The 15,341-nt window shown below is 66.4% G+C and carries 13 protein-coding genes and 1 pseudogene; 5 read left to right on the forward strand and 9 right to left on the reverse strand.

All coding sequences use genetic code 11. The annotated features are described in order from the left end of the window. On the forward strand, positions 1–1,526 hold a 1,526-nt coding region (locus QZ609_RS16295; RefSeq protein WP_295496977.1), incomplete at its 5' end, for an efflux RND transporter permease subunit. Positions 1,527–1,533: 7 nt separating this feature from the next. Here the strand turns inward: QZ609_RS16295 and QZ609_RS16300 are convergent. From QZ609_RS16300 to QZ609_RS16335, 8 genes are all read right to left on the reverse strand, one after another. After that, positions 1,534–2,358 (reverse strand): alpha/beta fold hydrolase, encoded by an 825-nt coding sequence (locus QZ609_RS16300; RefSeq protein ID WP_295496980.1) that lies wholly within the window; start codon positions 2,356–2,358, stop codon positions 1,534–1,536. Beyond that, a complete protein-coding gene (locus QZ609_RS16305; RefSeq protein WP_295496983.1) occupies positions 2,355–3,638 on the reverse strand; it encodes an MASE1 domain-containing protein in 1,284 nt (427 codons plus the stop codon). Before QZ609_RS16305 ends, QZ609_RS16300 begins: the two co-directional genes overlap by 4 nt. 89 nt (positions 3,639–3,727) lie before the next feature. Continuing rightward, the gene (locus QZ609_RS16310) at positions 3,728–3,973 is read right to left on the reverse strand and encodes a hypothetical protein (RefSeq protein ID WP_295496986.1); all 246 of its coding nucleotides are present in this window, start codon (positions 3,971–3,973) and stop codon (positions 3,728–3,730) included. A 14-nt stretch (positions 3,974–3,987) separates the two neighbouring features. After that, complete coding sequence (locus QZ609_RS16315) at positions 3,988–4,629, reverse strand: glutathione S-transferase (protein WP_295496989.1); 642 nt, start codon at positions 4,627–4,629, stop codon at positions 3,988–3,990. A gap of 39 nt (positions 4,630–4,668) precedes the next feature. Next, positions 4,669–5,859 carry a PLP-dependent aminotransferase family protein gene (locus QZ609_RS16320; RefSeq protein ID WP_295496992.1) on the reverse strand — a complete coding sequence of 397 codons (1,191 nt, stop codon included), beginning with the start codon at positions 5,857–5,859 and terminating at the stop codon, positions 4,669–4,671. A gap of 133 nt (positions 5,860–5,992) precedes the next feature. Next, the gene (locus QZ609_RS16325; protein WP_295496994.1) at positions 5,993–6,463 is read right to left on the reverse strand and encodes a RidA family protein; all 471 of its coding nucleotides are present in this window, start codon (positions 6,461–6,463) and stop codon (positions 5,993–5,995) included. 44 nt (positions 6,464–6,507) lie between these two features. Continuing rightward, positions 6,508–7,458, reverse strand: coding sequence for a DMT family transporter (locus QZ609_RS16330; RefSeq protein ID WP_295496996.1), 951 nt, complete (start codon positions 7,456–7,458; stop codon positions 6,508–6,510). Between the two features lie 23 nt (positions 7,459–7,481). After that, positions 7,482–8,201 (reverse strand): alanyl-tRNA editing protein, encoded by a 720-nt coding sequence (locus tag QZ609_RS16335; RefSeq protein ID WP_295496999.1) that lies wholly within the window; start codon positions 8,199–8,201, stop codon positions 7,482–7,484. A gap of 116 nt (positions 8,202–8,317) precedes the next feature. Here QZ609_RS16335 and QZ609_RS16340 point away from each other — a divergent pair, with 116 nt between their 5' ends. The 3 genes from QZ609_RS16340 to QZ609_RS16350 all read left to right on the forward strand — a co-directional run bounded on the left by QZ609_RS16340 (position 8,318) and on the right by QZ609_RS16350 (position 12,347). Beyond that, the gene (locus QZ609_RS16340; protein WP_295497001.1) at positions 8,318–9,793 is read left to right on the forward strand and encodes a PLP-dependent aminotransferase family protein; all 1,476 of its coding nucleotides are present in this window, start codon (positions 8,318–8,320) and stop codon (positions 9,791–9,793) included. A gap of 119 nt (positions 9,794–9,912) precedes the next feature. Then, positions 9,913–11,847, forward strand: coding sequence for a molecular chaperone HtpG (gene htpG / locus QZ609_RS16345; protein ID WP_295497004.1), 1,935 nt, complete (start codon positions 9,913–9,915; stop codon positions 11,845–11,847). Beyond that, positions 11,844–12,347 carry a DNA-deoxyinosine glycosylase gene (locus QZ609_RS16350; protein WP_295497007.1) on the forward strand — a complete coding sequence of 168 codons (504 nt, stop codon included), beginning with the start codon at positions 11,844–11,846 and terminating at the stop codon, positions 12,345–12,347. The genes htpG and QZ609_RS16350 overlap by 4 nt, the downstream gene beginning before the upstream one ends. 50 nt (positions 12,348–12,397) lie before the next feature. On the opposite strand, the gene QZ609_RS16355 is transcribed toward QZ609_RS16350, so the two are convergent. Continuing rightward, a complete protein-coding gene (locus QZ609_RS16355) occupies positions 12,398–14,224 on the reverse strand; it encodes an alpha/beta hydrolase (protein WP_295497010.1) in 1,827 nt (608 codons plus the stop codon). Positions 14,225–14,456: 232 nt separating this feature from the next. On the opposite strand from QZ609_RS16355, the pseudogene QZ609_RS16360 reads away from it, so the two are divergent. Continuing rightward, positions 14,457–15,341: pseudogene (locus tag QZ609_RS16360) on the forward strand (hypothetical protein); the annotation flags it as partial.

Below are 15,341 nucleotides of genomic sequence, written 5' to 3' on the forward strand. Positions count from 1 at the left end.
CGGTGATCGGCGTGGTGGTGCTGCTGTTCATGCAACTGCCGACCGCCTTCCTGCCAGAAGAGGACACCGGCCAGTTCATGACCGTCGTCGTGCTGCCCACCGGCGCCACGCAGGCGCAGACGCTCGACGTGGTGCGCGAGGCCGAGCAGTACTTCATCACCAAGGAGCCCGTGGTGGCCTCCACGCTGGCCATCACCGGCTTCAGCCTGTTCGGCAACGGCCAGAATGCGGCGATGCTGTTCCTCACGCTCAAGGATTGGAAGGACCGCAAGTCGGACGCACAGCACGTCGACGCCGTGGTCGCACGCGCCAATGCAGCGTTCGGCAACATCAAGGGTGCCACGGTCATGGCGATGAACTCGCCCGCACTGCCCGAACTCGGCAGCAAGCCCGGCTTCGACCTGCGCCTGCAGGACCGCAGCGGCGCCGGCTACGAGCGCCTGGCCCAGGCGCGCGACCGCGTGCTGGCCGAGGCGGCCAAGCATCCTGCGCTGTCCGAGGTCACCTTTGCCGGCCAGGGTGATGCGCCGCAGATCCTGATCGACGTCGATCGCAAGAAGGCGCTATCGATGGGCGTGTCGATCGACGACATCAACCGCACGCTGGCCGTGATGTTCGGCTCGGATTACGCGGGCGACTTCGTCTACCGCAACCAGGTACGCCGCGTGATCGTGCAGGCCGATGGCAAGCAGCGCGTGTCGATCGAGCAGCTCGGCCGCATGCACGTGCGCAATGCCGCGGGCGCGATGGTGCCGCTGTCGGCGTTTACCACCGCCAAGTGGGTCGTCGGGCCGCTGAGGTTGGACCGCTACAACGGCTATCCGTCGATGACGATCACCGGTTCGCCCGCGCCCGGCCACAGCTCCGGCGAGGCCATGGCGGCGATGGAATCCATCGCACGCGGCCTGCCCGAAGGCTTCGGCTACGAGTGGACCGGCCAGTCGTACGAGGAGCGGCTCTCAGGTGCGCAGGCGCCCGCGCTGTTCGCGCTGTCGATCCTGGTGGTGTTCCTGTGCCTGGCCGCGCTGTACGAGAGCTGGTCGATTCCGCTGGCGGTGATCCTGGTGGTGCCGCTGGGCGTGTTCGGCGCGCTGCTGGGCGCCACGCTGCGCTTTCTGCCCAACGACATCTACTTCAAGGTCGGCCTGATCGCCACCATCGGCCTGTCGGCCAAGAACGCGATCCTGATCATCGAGGTGGCCAAGGACCTGTATGCGCAAGGCATGGGCCTGATCGACGCCACGCTGGAGGCGGCGCGTCTGCGCTTCCGGCCGATCGTGATGACGTCGTTGGCGTTTGCCTTCGGCGTGGTGCCGCTGGCGATTGCGAGCGGCGCGGCCTCGGCCAGCCAGCGCGCCATCGGCACGGGCGTGCTGGGCGGGATCATCACGGCGACGGTGCTGGCGGTGTTCCTGGTGCCGGTGTTCTTCGTGGTGGTGCGGCGCGTGTTCAAGGGCAGCGAGCGTCAGCGCCGGCTGGATGCGGCGCACGAGCACGAGGTGGCGGGGGCGGGGCCGGCCGCCTGATGCGGGATCAGTCGGCGGTAGCCGGGCTCTTGCGCCGGACCGCCGCCGCATCGAACCCGAAGAAGCCCAGCACCTCGGCCGCGACCAGGTCGCGGTCGTTGTCCACGCAGACCATGTGGTAGCTGTTCTCCAGCACCACGCTGCGGGCGTTGGGCAGCGTCGCCTGCAGCGTTTCGGCCGAACGCAGGCTGGTCAGCTCGTCTTCGCGGGCATGGATGAGCAGCGTCTGGCACGTCGTCTCGGGCGCCGCAGCGTGCGCCCAGCCACGCAACCGGTCCACTTCCCGAATGCAGGTGAGCGGCACCCACGGGTAGTGGAAGGTGTCGCCGCGCGCGAGCTTGGCCTTGATGATCCGCCGCAACAGCGGGTTCTTGATGCCGAACGGCTCGGCTTCGTCCACGCGCATGCGTGCGGCCATGCCGGGGATGCGGTACACCACGTGGCGCAGCTCGCGATACCACGGCGTCGACCAGCCGTCGATGTGCAGCGGCGTAGCCAGCAGGGCCAGGCGGTCCTGCGGGCGCGCCGCGCCATGCTGCACGCGATGCGCCAGCACCAGTGCCAGCAGGGCACCCATGCACATCCCCGCGATGTGCACGGTCTCGTGCTCGGTGGTGAGCTGAAGATACGTTTGCGTGAGCGTGTCGAGCCACGCCTCGGCCCGCGTGCCAATCAGGTCGTGCGGATGCGTGCCGTGGCCGGGCAGGGTGGGGGCGTGCGTGACCGCGCCGGCGCTGCGCAGCGCCTTCTGCAGCACGCCCAGGTCATAGGACGTCCCGCCCAGTCCGTGGATCAGTAGCACGGCGGTCTTGCCGTGCGGGTTGGCCGTCACCGTGCGGTCTCGACCAGCCAGGTGCCGGCGATCAGCGCCGTGTTGCCCATGGCATCCGCCAGGGGCGTGCCGGTGTCGACCACGGTGTGCAGCGTGCCGTCGCGCGCGCTGATGCGCAGGGTCTGGCGGCGCGCCGGGGTGGCATCGACATCGGCCGGTGCGGCGCCCGACCAGCGCGCGCGTAGCGCCTCGCGGTCGTCGGGATGGACCAGCTGCAGGACGGTATCGACCGAGGCCATGGTGGCCGCGTCATGGCCGAACATCAGCGCGCTATCGCCGCCCCAGTCGATGCGGCCGCTGGCGGGGTCGATGGTGTAGACCAGTTGGCCGGCGGCGGCCAGCGCCAGCTCGACGCGGTTTTGCCATTGCGCGCTCTGTTCGTGCAATTGCTCGCGCGTGGTCTTGAGCGCGCTCACCAGCAGCACCAGCAGCGCGGCGATACCGAGATACAGCTGCGCCTCAAGCAGCGACTGCCCGTAGTTCCGATCGAGCACGGCAAAGGGGCCATCGCCCTCGGCCGTCTGCGTGAGCGCCACCAGCGTCAGCAGCAGTACCGCCACGGACCCGCCGCGCCCTCCCCACAGCAGGGCGACCACCACGGCAAAGAACAGCGGGATATACGTCAGCGCAAAGCCGATGCCGTCGCCGAATTTGGCGTCGCTGTTGCCGTCGAAGATCACGTAGGACGACACCGCCAGCGCCACGAACGCCGCCAGGCCAAGCAGGAAATCGGTACGGTCTGCGCCGCCCGAGCGGAAAGCGCGAAAACGCGACCATGCCGCCAGCACCGGTGTGACGATCAGCACGCCCAGGAAATCCGATGCCGCCCAGATGCGCAGCACGTGGCCAAACGCCCCGCCTTGTGACCACGCAAACCACGCCGCCCCAAACACCGCGCCCAGCAGCGCACTGACGGCGCCGGCCACCAGCATCGCGCGCAGGAAGTACAGGCCCTCCAGCGGCACCCGTGCCAGCCGCACCAGCGCCACCGCCAGCGCCGAGCTGCCGGCCTCGTCCAGCACGAAGAGCATGGCGTGTGCCGGGTTGGTGTGTTCGATCGCGGCCAGCGCCAGTTGTGCCACGGCAAACGCCGCGCCCAGCCCCGGCCACTCCCGATATGGCCGCAGCAGGAACGCCGCCATGGTCACGCCCGCTGGCAGCCAGCAATAGCCCGTCATGTCGATCGGCCCGTTCAGGCGGTGCGACACGATGGCGGCAACCAGGTAGAGCACGCCCCACAGGATCGTGGCGACGGGGGTGGAAGGTCGGTGGAATGGCATCCGGGTTTCCCTCGGTGAAAACAGAAAGACCGCGCCGGCGTCGGGTCGCCGTGCGCGGTCGATGCTACCGCAGTTGGTTTGTTACGGGCTTAATGTGCGGCGTGCTGCAGGGCTAAACGGCTTGTGCCCAGCGCAACTTGAGCGGCAGGGATCAGCGGCTTGAGGGCGCGGTGCTCGCGCAGGCGGATCGCCAATGCGGTGCACCAGGGCTGTGGGAGGAGTTCGCGCGTGCCGGCGCCATCTGCCTGCAGCCGGTCGGCAAGCTGCGCGCAGAGGTCATCGGCCAGCACCTCAGGGAGGAGGGCGTAGCCGTCCGCCAGGAAATCGCCGGACATCGACGCGAATGCAGTCAGACGACGGGCAGCGCCAACACTTCCTGCGCCGCACGGCGATCGCGCAGCTCGGCCATCCAGCGCTCCAGATTCGGGCGCGGCGGGCGCTCCAGCGGCAGGCCAAACCAGCGGTGCGCAGCACAGCCGCAGACGATGTCGGCCATGGTGAAGCGTTGACCAGCCACGTACGGCCGCTTGCCAAGCACGGTGTCGAGGATGGCGGTGGTGCGCTCGGCCGCCTGGCGTGAGCGCTCGATGCGGGCTGCGTCGCGCTGGTCTTCCGGCGTGCGTATGAGCTGCAGGAAGGCATCCACCATCGAGGGGCTGAACGTCGTGGTCTGCCAGTCCATCCAGCAGTCGGCATCGGCGCGTTCGTGCAGCTCGAGCGGGTAGAGATTGCCCGGGCCGTAGCGCGCCGACAGGTAGCGCACGATGGCGTTGGACTCCCACAGCACGAAGCGCGCGTCGCCGGCATCGTCCAGGCCGTCTTCGATCACGGGAATCATGCCGTTGGGGTTCATCGCCAGGAATGCCGGCGTGTTGACGCCCCCGAAGGCGCCACCGACGTCGATGCGCTCATGGTCCAGCGACAGCTCGCGCGCGCACCAGACCACTTTCTGTACGTTGACCGACGAGAGTCTTCCCCAGATCCGCAGCATCGACGACGGCTCCTTGCTGTTGGTGTATCGATTGAGAGTTTAGGCAGCCTTGGGCGTGAGCGCGGCGATCTCGGCGCGGAGCAGCTCGCCCAGCACCGCAATGCCTTGCTCGATGCGCTCCGGCGGCACGGTCACGAAGGCCAGGCGCAGGGTGTTGCGGCGCGGCGCGTTGGCGTAGAACGGCGCGCCCGGCACGAAGGCCACGTTGCGCGCGACGGCCTTTTCCAGCAGCGCCATGGTATCGATGCCTTCCGGCACTTCCACCCAGATGAACATGCCGCCTTCCGGGCGGTTCCAGTGCACGCCCGCGGGCATGTGGCGCTTGAGCGAATCCAGCATCGCCTCGCATTGCTTGCCGTACAGATCACGGATGGTCGGGATGTGCGTGTCAAGCAGGCCGGTCTTGAGCACTTCATAGGCCACGCGCTGCGTGAAGCTCGGCGTGTGCAGGTCGGAGGCCTGCTTGGCCTGGACCAGCTTGAAGTGGATGTGCTCGGGCGCAATGATGTAGCCCAGGCGCATGCCCGGTGCCAGGATCTTCGAGAACGAACCCATGTAGACCACGCCGTCCGGGTTGAGCGAGCGCAGCGACGGCAGTTGGTCGCCGGTGTAGCTCAGCTCGCCGTACGGATCGTCCTCGACCAGCAGCACGCCGAGTTCGCGGGCAGCGGCCACCAGGGCCTGGCGGCGGTCCAGCGGCAGGCGGCGGCCGGTGGGGTTCTGGAAGTTCGGGATGGTGTAGAAGAAGCGCGCGCCGGCGGTCAGCTCGGGTGTCAGCGCTTCGGGCAGCAGGCCCTTGTCGTCGCTGGGTACCGATGCATAGGCCGGCTCGAACAGCGAGAACGATTGCAGGGCGCCGAGGTAGCTGGGCGTTTCCACCATCACCTTGCTTTGCGGATCGATGAACACCTTACCCAGCAGGTCGAGCCCCTGCTGCGAGCCTGTCGTGATGAGCACGCGCGAGGCGGTCGTGCCATGGCGCTTCGCAATCCATTCCCGCAGCGCGGACAACCCCTCCGTCGGGCCGTATTGCAATGCGGCCTGCGGGTTGTCCGCAAACATGCGCGCGCACGCCGCCTGGATCGCCTCTACCGGGAAGGTGACCGGCGCGGGCAGGCCGCCGGCAAACGAAATCACCTCGGGGCGCTCGGTGATCTTCAGGATTTCCCGGATCGCCGAGCTGGTGAGTTGCTGAGCACGGCGGGAGAAGGTACAGGCGGAGTGGTCCATGGTGTGGTCCTTGTATTGCGGCGCCCACCTTGTGGGCAGGCGCCGGATGGGGTGGGCAAAAACGGCGAGGATAGCAGGCAACGGCCCCCGCTAGCACGGGGCGGCCGTCGCGGGGGGCTACAAAATGCGATGCTTAAGCGACTTCGGCGATCAGTTCGATCTCAACGCAGGCGCCCAGCGGAATCTGTGCGACGCCGAAGGCGCTGCGGGCATGCTTGCCGGCATCGCCGAAGACTTCGGCCAGCAGCTCCGACGCGCCGTTGGTCACCAGGTGCTGCTCGGTGAAGTCGGGCGTGGAGTTGACCAGGCTCATGACCTTGACGATGCGCGTGACGCGGTTCAGGTTGCCGCCCAGGTGGGTGGACAGCGTGGCCAGCAGGTCGACGGCGATGGCGCGCGCGGCGGCCTTGCCCTGCTCGGTGGTCATGTCGGCGCCGAGCTTGCCAACCCACGGCTTGCCGTCCTGCTTGGCAATGTGGCCGGACAGGAACACCAGGTCGCCGGTCTGCGCGGCCATCACGTAGGCGGCAGCGGGGGCGCCGGCGGCGGGCAGTTCGATGCCCAGTTGCTTGAGCTTGGCCTGGGCGTCGTGCGAGATGGTCATGAAGACTCCTTGAGGTGTGCGGTGAACGGGATGGGATGACAACGCTATCGGCGCACCGATGTGCGGCGGCCGATGCCGACCACGGCAATCACAGCCAGCGCAAACAGCACGGTGGGCGCGTCGAGCGGCTCGCCCAGCAGCAGCCAGCCGCCGATCAGCGTCATGAACGGTTGCAGCAATTGTATCTGGCCGACCCGCGCAACACCGCCCGCGGCCAGGCCGGAGTACCTGAACAGGAAGCCGATGAACATGGAGAAGGCCGACACGTAGGCCAGGCCCATCCAGGCGCGGCCCGAGGCCTGCGCCAGCGCTTCGGCCTGATGCGTGGCCGGTAGCCAGGCCAGCGCACCCACCAGCGGCAACACCACGGGCAGCGACACCACCAGCGCCCAGGCGATGGTCTGCGTACCGCCCAGCTCGCGTGAGAGCTTGCCGCCGGTTGCGTAGCCAAGGGCGCCGGTCACCATGGCGGCGAACAGCAGCCAGTCGGCCCGGTGCAGGGCGCCCGCCCCGCGCATCAGCGCGAACGAAACCACCAGCATGCTGCCAAGCACGGCGCACAGCCAGAACGACGGCGATGGCCGCTCGCGCCCGAACCATGCCGCAAACACGGCCGTAGCCAGCGGGAGCAGCCCAGTGATGATGGCGCCGTGCGCGGCCGGCACATCACGCATCGCCAGCGAAGAGAACAGCGGAAAGCCGACCACCACGCCGGCCGCCGTCACCGCCAGTTGCCACCACTGGCGGCCGTGCGGGCGCCGGGCGGCGGAGAACGCACCAGTCGCAGTCAACAAGCACAGCGCCAGCACGCTCGCCAGCACCGCACGCGCCAACGCCACGAAGGTCGCATCCAGCTCGGCCACGGCCATGCGCGTGAACGGCAGCGTCTGGCTGAAGATCGCCACGCCGATGAAGCCGAGCAGCAGGCCACGGCGTTCAGCGTGGTCGGGCGTATGGGGCGTAGGGCCCAGGGGCAGGGCGGTGGATTGGCTCATGGTGTGCTTTCGTCTTGATCTGCTCAGTCAGCAAAGGCCACCACCACGCGGCGGTTCTGACGGCTCTTCTTCTCGATCCTGGTGACGGCCACGCGGCCGATCTCGCCGGTGGCGCGCACATGGGTGCCTCCACACGGCTGGCGGTCGATGCCGTCGATATGGACGATGCGGATGGCCGAAGCGCCCACCGGCGGCGCCGCGCCGATGGTGCGCACGAGTTCGGGCTGCGCGGCCAGTTCTTCCGGCGTGATCAGGTCGATGCGCACCGGCGTGTCGCGGCTGATCAGTGCATTGAGCTGTGTGGTGAGCGTGTCGCGGTCGAGTGTCGATTCGGGCAGGTCGAAATCGATGCGACCGGAGTCCGGCGAGATGCCGCAGCCCGTGACCGGCACCGGGATCAGCGAGCCCAGCAGGTGCAGGCACGTATGCAGCCGCATCAGGCGGTGACGGCGGTCCCAGTCGATGGAGGCTGTCACAGGCACGCCCGGTGAAAGGAGGGCGGCGTCCGCCGCATCGGCCGGCACATGCAGCACGGTCTGGCGATCCGGGCTGTAGAGGGTGTCGGCAATCGCCACGGTTTGCCCGTCGCGCAGGAGCAGGGTGCCGGTGTCGCCGGCCTGACCGCCACTGCGGGCGTAGAACACGGTCTGGTCCAGCTCGATGCCTTCCGGGTGCACGGCGACGACGGTGGCGTCGCATTCGGTGCGGTAGGCGTCTTCGTCAAAGCGCTTCAACGTCGGCATGGCGGGGCTCCAGGGCGTGGGGAGAGAAAGCCGACCTTGATGGTAACGAAGTGTGGCTGTACAGTACCTGTACACTTTGTCGTGGCGCTTTCTGTACAGTTTTTGGGCCTTCGGTCATGAATCATTCCTCCCACATCGTCAGCCTGGACGCCCGGCGCGCGGCCGCCCGTCCGGCGGCGGAGCAGTTGCCGGACCCGATCCCCTCGGCGCAGATGACGCTGGTCGACCAGTTGACCGAGTGGGCGCGCATGCGCATCGACGAGCGCGTCTTTCGCGCCGGCATGCGCATGCCGTCGATCCGGCAGCTGGCGCAGGAGAAGAGCATCTCGCGCTTCACCGTGGTCGAGGCTTACGAGCGCTTGGTGGCGCAGGGTTACCTGGAATCGCGCCGGGGCTCGGGCTTCTATGTGAAGGAGCGCCACGCGCCGCTGCCCGAGGAGCCCGCCGCGCCGCCGGCGACCGCACGCAAGATCGACGTGGCCTGGCTGCTGCGCAACATGTTCCACTCGGCCGAGCCGCGCAAGGCGCCGGGCATCGGCTTCCTGCCCAATGGCTGGCTCGATGGCGAGCTGATCGCCAATGCGCTGCGCACGCTCGGCCGCCAGAACGGCAACCAGTTCCTGTCCTGGGGCACGCCGCAGGGTTTCCTGCCGCTGCGCCAGCAGTTGCAGACGCGGCTGGCGGAGCTGGAGATCGGTGCGCGGCCCGACCAGATCGTCATGACCTCGGGCATCACCTCGTCGCTCGACCTGATTGCGCGCCAGTACGTGCAACCCGGCGACACGGTGCTGGTGGGCGACCCGGCGTGGTTCCTGATGTTCGGCCGCTTTGCCGCGCAGGGCGCGCAGGTGATCGGCGTGCCGTACACCACCGAGGGGCCGGACCTGGTCGCGCTGGAGGGGCTGGTGCAGGTGCGCCGGCCCAAGCTGCTGGTGATCAACTCGATTCTGCACAACCCGACCGGCACGTCGCTCTCTGCCGCCAAGGCGTTCCAGTTGTTGCGGCTGGCCGAGCAGTACGGCTTCCTGATCGTCGAGGACGATATCTACGGCGACCTCGCCCCGCCCGGGCACCCCGGCACGCGGCTGGCCAGCCTGGATCAACTGCGCCGCGTGATCTACCTGAGCAGTTTCTCCAAGACGCTGGCGGCCAACCTGCGCGTGGGCTTCATCGCCTGCCATCCGGAGTTGGCCAAGAACCTGACCGACGGCAAGCTGCTGACCGGCCTGGTCACGCCGGAGATCAACGAGCGTGTGCTTTACAAGGTGCTGACCGAGGGCCAGTACCGCAAGCACGTCGAGCGCGTGCGCGCCCGCCTGGACCGCGCCCGCGATGGCGTGCAGCGCAGCCTGGAGCGCATGGGGCTCAAGCTGTTCGCGCAGCAGGGCGCCGGCATGTTCCTGTGGGCCGATACCGGGCAGGACACCAACGCCATCGCCCGCGCCGGGCACGAGCAGGGCTACGTGTTTGCGCCGGGCAGTTTGTTCTCGCCGTCGCAGATGCCGTCGACCTGGATGCGCTTCAACATCGCCACCAGCACGGACCCGGATATGCTGCGGTTCCTGGCCGAGCAGCTCGACAGGGGCGGGTGATTCCCCGGGGTTGAAAACCAGGCCCCACGCCTTATCTGACGCACACCCATTCACGCGGGCGCACTCTCGCAGTGCCGCCCGCTTCGCATTCCTTTTCCAGACGTTTTCACGAGACACACATGAGCGCACCGCAAGAGAAGATGGCCTTCCAGGCAGAAGTGAAGCAGCTTCTGCATCTGATGATCCACTCCCTGTACAGCAACAAGGAGATCTTCCTGCGCGAGCTGGTTTCCAACGCGTCGGACGCGGTGGACAAGCTGCGCTTCGAGGGTATCGCCGATCCGTCACTGCTGGAGGGCGGTGGTGCGGGTGGTACCGAATTGGGCATCCGCATCGGCTTCGATGCCGCCGCGCGCACCATCACGATTGCCGACAACGGCATCGGCATGAGCCGCGACGAGGCCATCCGCAACCTCGGCACCATCGCCCGCTCGGGCACGCGCGAGTTCTTCAGCCAGCTCTCCGGTGACCAACAAAAGGACGCCGCGCTGATTGGCCAGTTTGGCGTGGGCTTCTATTCGGCCTTTATCGTGGCCGACCGCGTGACGGTGGAATCGCGCCGCGCGGGCCTGGCAGCGGCCGAGGGCGTGCGCTGGGAAAGCGCCGGCGATGGCGAATTCACCGTCGACACGATCGAGCGCGCCGAACGCGGCAGCACCATCACGCTGCACCTGCGCGAGGGCGAGGACGATTTCCTCTCGGCCTGGCGCATCAAGTCGGTCGTGCAGAAGTATTCGGACCACATCTCCCTGCCGATCCAGATGCACAAGGAAACGTGGGACGCCGAGAAGCAGCAGAGCGTGGTGCAGGACGAGTGGGAGACCATCAACCAGGCCAGCGCCCTGTGGGCCCGCCCGCGTGCCGACGTGACCGACGAGCAGTACGTCGCCTTCTACCAGCACATCGCGCACGAAGATGGCAAGCCGCTGGCCTGGACCCACAACCGCGTGGAAGGCCGCAGTGAATACACGCAGCTGCTGTACATCCCGACCAACGCGCCGTTCGACCTGTGGGACCGCGAGCGCCGCAGCGGCCTGAAGCTGTACGTCAAGCGCGTCTTCATCATGGACGACGCCGAGCAACTGCTGCCGGCCTACCAGCGCTTCGTCAAGGGCGTGATCGACTCGGCCGACCTGCCGCTGAATGTTTCGCGCGAGATCCTGCAGGAAAGCCGCGACGTGAAGGCCATCCGCGAGGGCTCGACCAAGCGTGTGCTGGGCATGCTCGAATCGATGGCGGACTCCGATGACGCGGCTGAGCAGGAGAAGTACGTCACTTTCTGGCAGCACTTCGGCCAGGTGCTCAAGGAGGGCATCGGCGAGGACCATGCCAACAAGGACCGCATTGCCAAGCTGCTGCGCTTTGCCTCCACGCACAACGCGGGTGACGAGCAGACCGTCTCGCTTGCCGATTACCTCGGCCGCATGAAGGACGGCCAGGACAAGATCTACTACGTGACCGCCGAGAACTGGACGGCCGCCAAGTCCAGCCCGCACCTGGAAGTGTTCCGCAAGAAGGGCGTGGAAGTGCTACTGTTGACCGACCGCGTGGACGAGTGGATGCTCTCGTTCCTGCACGACTTCGAAGAGAAGGAACTGGTGTCGGTGGCACGCGGCGATCTTAACCTCGGTGGCATGGAAGACGAGGCCGAGAAGGCCGAGCACGCCAAGGTGGAAGGCGAGTTCAAGGCGCTGGTCGAGCGCGCCAAGGCCGTGCTGGGCGACAAGGCCAAGGACGTGCGCATCACGCACCGCCTGACCGATTCGCCGTCGTGCCTGGTGGCGGATGAGGGCGACATCAGCGGCACGCTGGCGCGCCTGCTCAAGCAGGCCGGTCAGCAGGCGCCCGACAGCAAGCCGGTGCTGGAGCTGAACCCGACGCATCCGCTGGTGCGCAAGCTGGCGCTGCTGGAAACCGTCACCAGCAGCGACGCTGACCGCGCCGCGTTCGAAGACCGCCTGCACGTGCTGTTCGACCAGGCGCTGCTGGCCGAAGGCGGCTCGCTGACCGACCCGGCCGCCTACGTGCAGCGCGTGAACCGCCTGCTGGCCTGATGCTTAAGCGATGCTTCCCGCCCGTGGTCGACGCGCACACGCGCGTGTTGATCCTGGGCAGCCTGCCCGGGGAGGCATCGCTTGCGCAAGCGCAGTACTACGCTTACAAGCACAACCAGTTCTGGCGACTGGTTGGCGATGTCCTGCGAGAAGACTTGGTCCACATGGACTATGCCGACCGACTGCAAACGCTGCTGGCGCATCACGTCGGTCTATGGGACGTGGTGGCGGAAGCGAAACGCGAGGGCAGTCTCGACAGCAAGATACGCGATCACGCAGGCAATGATCTGGTGGGGCTGGTTCAGTCGCTACCGGAATTGGCTGTGATTGCGTTCAATGGCGGGACTGCGGAGCGCATTGGCTTGAAGGCTCTGGCGCAGCACGGCGATTGTCACCACGTCGTCAGGCTGCCTTCGAGTAGCCCGGCGCATACCTTGTCCTATTCTGAAAAATTGCGTGCCTGGCAGGGGCTGCGCGGGTGGTTGGTCAAGCGTGATTGATGCTGGCGGTGAACGTGGGATTGGCAGTGGCAGCACCAGGAAGCGCAACGCTATCCTGTCGCACAAGTTTGGCGGATCGCTTGCAGAATCTCCCGCCAGTGCGAATAAATCAGGAAGTGCCCACCACCACGGATGACGCGCAGCCGAGCGCCAGGAATTCGCTCGGCAAGTTTCTGCGCACCGGCCAGCGCGACGTGCGTATCCGCATCCCCATGAAAGAGCTCGACCGGCATCGAAAGCGCCAAATCGTCTGTGCTCCATCCGTGCACAACCAACAAGGCTTCCGAAACAAGATACTGCTCGCCGTGCTTCACACTTGCCAATAAACCGCGCGCGTAATTTTCGCGCATCACAGGGTCATCGAACATACGACGATCGGATTCGGGCACATGCCGCATCATGTGCTCCATAAACTGATAGACGTTCTTCCTGATACCGCGAATCGAGATGCGCAAAAGCGGAGGCAGGAGATTGGGGGAGTATCGCGCGACCAGAATCATCATGCGGAAATGGTCGGAAAAATTCTTGAGATCCTTGAGGTGCTCGATCGGCGGAGCGGCTCCAACAAGATAGAGGGCGCGCACCCGATCGGACAAGCATTGCGCGGTCGCGAGCGCGTAGGGCGTCCCCGCGCCGGAATGGCCAAGCACCACGAACCGTTGCAGGCCCAGATGATCGGCAAGTGCGGCGACATCTTTCGGCCAATCACGAACGCGCCGACCGGGCAATGGGTCGGAATCCCCTATGCCAGGCCGCTCAGGAATGATGAGCCGCACCCCTTCTTCATACAAGATGCCGTCATCCGGGTGGCGCAGGTGGCGCGAGCCCGAGACGGCATGCATGAAGATGATTGGCAAGCCATTGGGGGCCCCGGTGTCCGACCAGGCGAGTCGACGCCCGTCCGGTAACGTGAGTTGGGAGTCTCCGGGCCGGATCTTTGCCAGATCAGTTGGTGCTGCCGGCCCGCGCTGATGCGCAGATAGGGGGGCGGTGCCATCAAGCTTCAACCACAGTGGCGTCGCATAAATCGCGTGGACAAGTTCGCTTTGCCTTTTGACGCCGACTTTCTCGAAAACCGACTTCAATTGTGTCTTGGCTGTATTGATGCTGATGCCCAGGTTTTGCGCCGCTTCATCCAGCGCTCGACCCGTGATGAGCTGCTGAATCAGCCGTGTTTCGGCCGGCGTTGTTCCAAACAATTTGCGCAAGCCCGATTCCGCCAGTGACCTTGCATTGGAACTCGCAACCCAGACCGCGAGCCGGGCCTCTTCAGTTGCCTGCTCATCACCCAGGAGCCGGCTTACCCAGATGCACAGGCCGCCATTCGCATCCTCGAGTCGAAGCGGCACATCCACACCCGCCTCGGCCGTGACCTGCTGCAAGGCATCCGCCAACGCCTTCTGCGGCCGCGAGACCAGGCGGCCCGCCGAAATCGCCAAGCAGCCGTGCTCGCGCAGCATCGCGAGCAGCGTGCTGTTCATGCTCAAAATCGCGCCTGAGGCCCGGATGACAGCAACACCCAGCGGCAATTGGTCGAGCGCCACTTCGAGCAGCCGCCGATGCTCGTCCGACTCAGCGCTTTGTCGTTGCAATTCATAGGCACGGGCAAAGTGCGGTGCCAGGTGTACGAAGACGCCCTGCTGTGCGCTGGTGCTCCGCAACGGAGTCAACGCGCCGGAACCGTCGAACCAATTGGCGACCATGCGTTCTGCATCGCGCGTGTCAAATGGCAAGACCGTCTCTGTGCCGAGCGCGGACACATAACTGGCCATACTTTCCAATAGCTGCGGCCAAAGCGTTTGATCGCCTGCCGTGTCGTAAATCAAACCGATCAGCTTCGAAAGCGCCGCAGCAGAAGAGTCTGGGCCATCGTCCATGGAATCCACGTGAGTGCTCCTATGAGAAAGGGGCGCATCGCAGGGTGATGTGCGCAAGATCATGCCATGCACGCGTCTTATTGCTCAAATCGGCCCGGGAAGGTCGTCAATTCCGTGAAGGAACGGGTGTGCTGCCTGCCATGCTGAGGCATCTTGGTCTTGGCGCTTTCACCCGTTCGGGTGATCCGCCTGCCGTTCATTTCCTATCCAATACGCCGGAAACGAGAGGCTTTTGTCTGCCATCAACACGGCTCAGAGGGAGGGAAAAATGAAAGTCACACCCATTGCAATCAGCATCGCGGCGCTTGCCGTATCGGCCTGCGGCGGCGGCGGAGATTCCGGCACGCCTCAGGCACAGACCGTCAGCGGCGTGGTCGCGACCGGCTTGCCGTTGGCAGGCGCGGCCGTCAACCTGACCTGCGCATCCGGCTCCGGCACGGCAACCACAGCCGGTGACGGCAGCTACTCGGTCACCGTCAGCGGCAGCACCTTGCCCTGCGTGCTGACCGCCACCAGCGGCGACAAGAAGACCGTCCTGCACTCAGTGGTGCCGGGGTCCGGCGCGGGCAGCAGCAAGGCCACCGCGCAGATCACGCCGCTCACCGAATTGCTGGTGGCCCAGCTGAGCGGGCAAGATCCGGCCCAGTTCGTGGCAGCGTTCAGCCCGACGACAGCGGTGAGCGCGGCAGCGGTCAGCAGCGCCCAAACCGCCCTGGTTTCGATTCTCAAGAGCGCCGGGGTCGATCCTTCCAGCATCGGCGACATGTTGGGCGGCACGATCAGCGCCGGCAGCCACCAAGGTTACGACGCCATTCTGGACACGCTGCAATCCACCATCACCAGTGCCGGCACCAGCTTGGGTGAGCTGAGCACCGCCATCGCCAACAGCACCGGCAGCACCACCGCCGCAACCTCGACCCTCACGACCATCCTGGCGCCCGCCAACCCAGATTGCACGGCGCTCAAGAGTGGTGACCACCGTGTGATCAAGCTAGCCGACGGGTCCGCCAAACTGGCCACCGTGGATGCGGTCAAGCTGACCGTCGCCATGGGCGGCACGACCTACCAGCTCACCAAGAACGCGACCTGCGATTTCACCCTGAACGACACCGGCTCG

The organism is uncultured Ralstonia sp., assembly GCA_913056305.1.
GTDB lineage: Bacteria > Pseudomonadota > Gammaproteobacteria > Burkholderiales > Burkholderiaceae > Ralstonia.

Excerpts from the sequence above, each read along its gene's own strand:
- QZ609_RS16340 (WP_295497001.1), top strand. The coding sequence starts at position 8,318 with ATGAATCATTCCTCCCACATCGTCAGCCTGGACGCCCGGCGCGCGGCC.
- QZ609_RS16335 (WP_295496999.1), bottom strand. The coding sequence starts at position 8,201 with ATGCCGACGTTGAAGCGCTTTGACGAAGACGCCTACCGCACCGAATGC.
- QZ609_RS16320 (WP_295496992.1), bottom strand. The coding sequence starts at position 5,859 with ATGGACCACTCCGCCTGTACCTTCTCCCGCCGTGCTCAGCAACTCACC.
- htpG (WP_295497004.1), top strand. The coding sequence starts at position 9,913 with ATGAGCGCACCGCAAGAGAAGATGGCCTTCCAGGCAGAAGTGAAGCAG.
- QZ609_RS16315 (WP_295496989.1), bottom strand. The coding sequence starts at position 4,629 with ATGCTGCGGATCTGGGGAAGACTCTCGTCGGTCAACGTACAGAAAGTG.
- QZ609_RS16330 (WP_295496996.1), bottom strand. The coding sequence starts at position 7,458 with ATGAGCCAATCCACCGCCCTGCCCCTGGGCCCTACGCCCCATACGCCC.
- QZ609_RS16325 (WP_295496994.1), bottom strand. The coding sequence starts at position 6,463 with ATGACCATCTCGCACGACGCCCAGGCCAAGCTCAAGCAACTGGGCATC.
- QZ609_RS16305 (WP_295496983.1), bottom strand. The coding sequence starts at position 3,638 with ATGCCATTCCACCGACCTTCCACCCCCGTCGCCACGATCCTGTGGGGC.
- QZ609_RS16355 (WP_295497010.1), bottom strand. The coding sequence starts at position 14,224 with ATGGACGATGGCCCAGACTCTTCTGCTGCGGCGCTTTCGAAGCTGATC.
- QZ609_RS16310 (WP_295496986.1), bottom strand. The coding sequence starts at position 3,973 with ATGTCCGGCGATTTCCTGGCGGACGGCTACGCCCTCCTCCCTGAGGTG.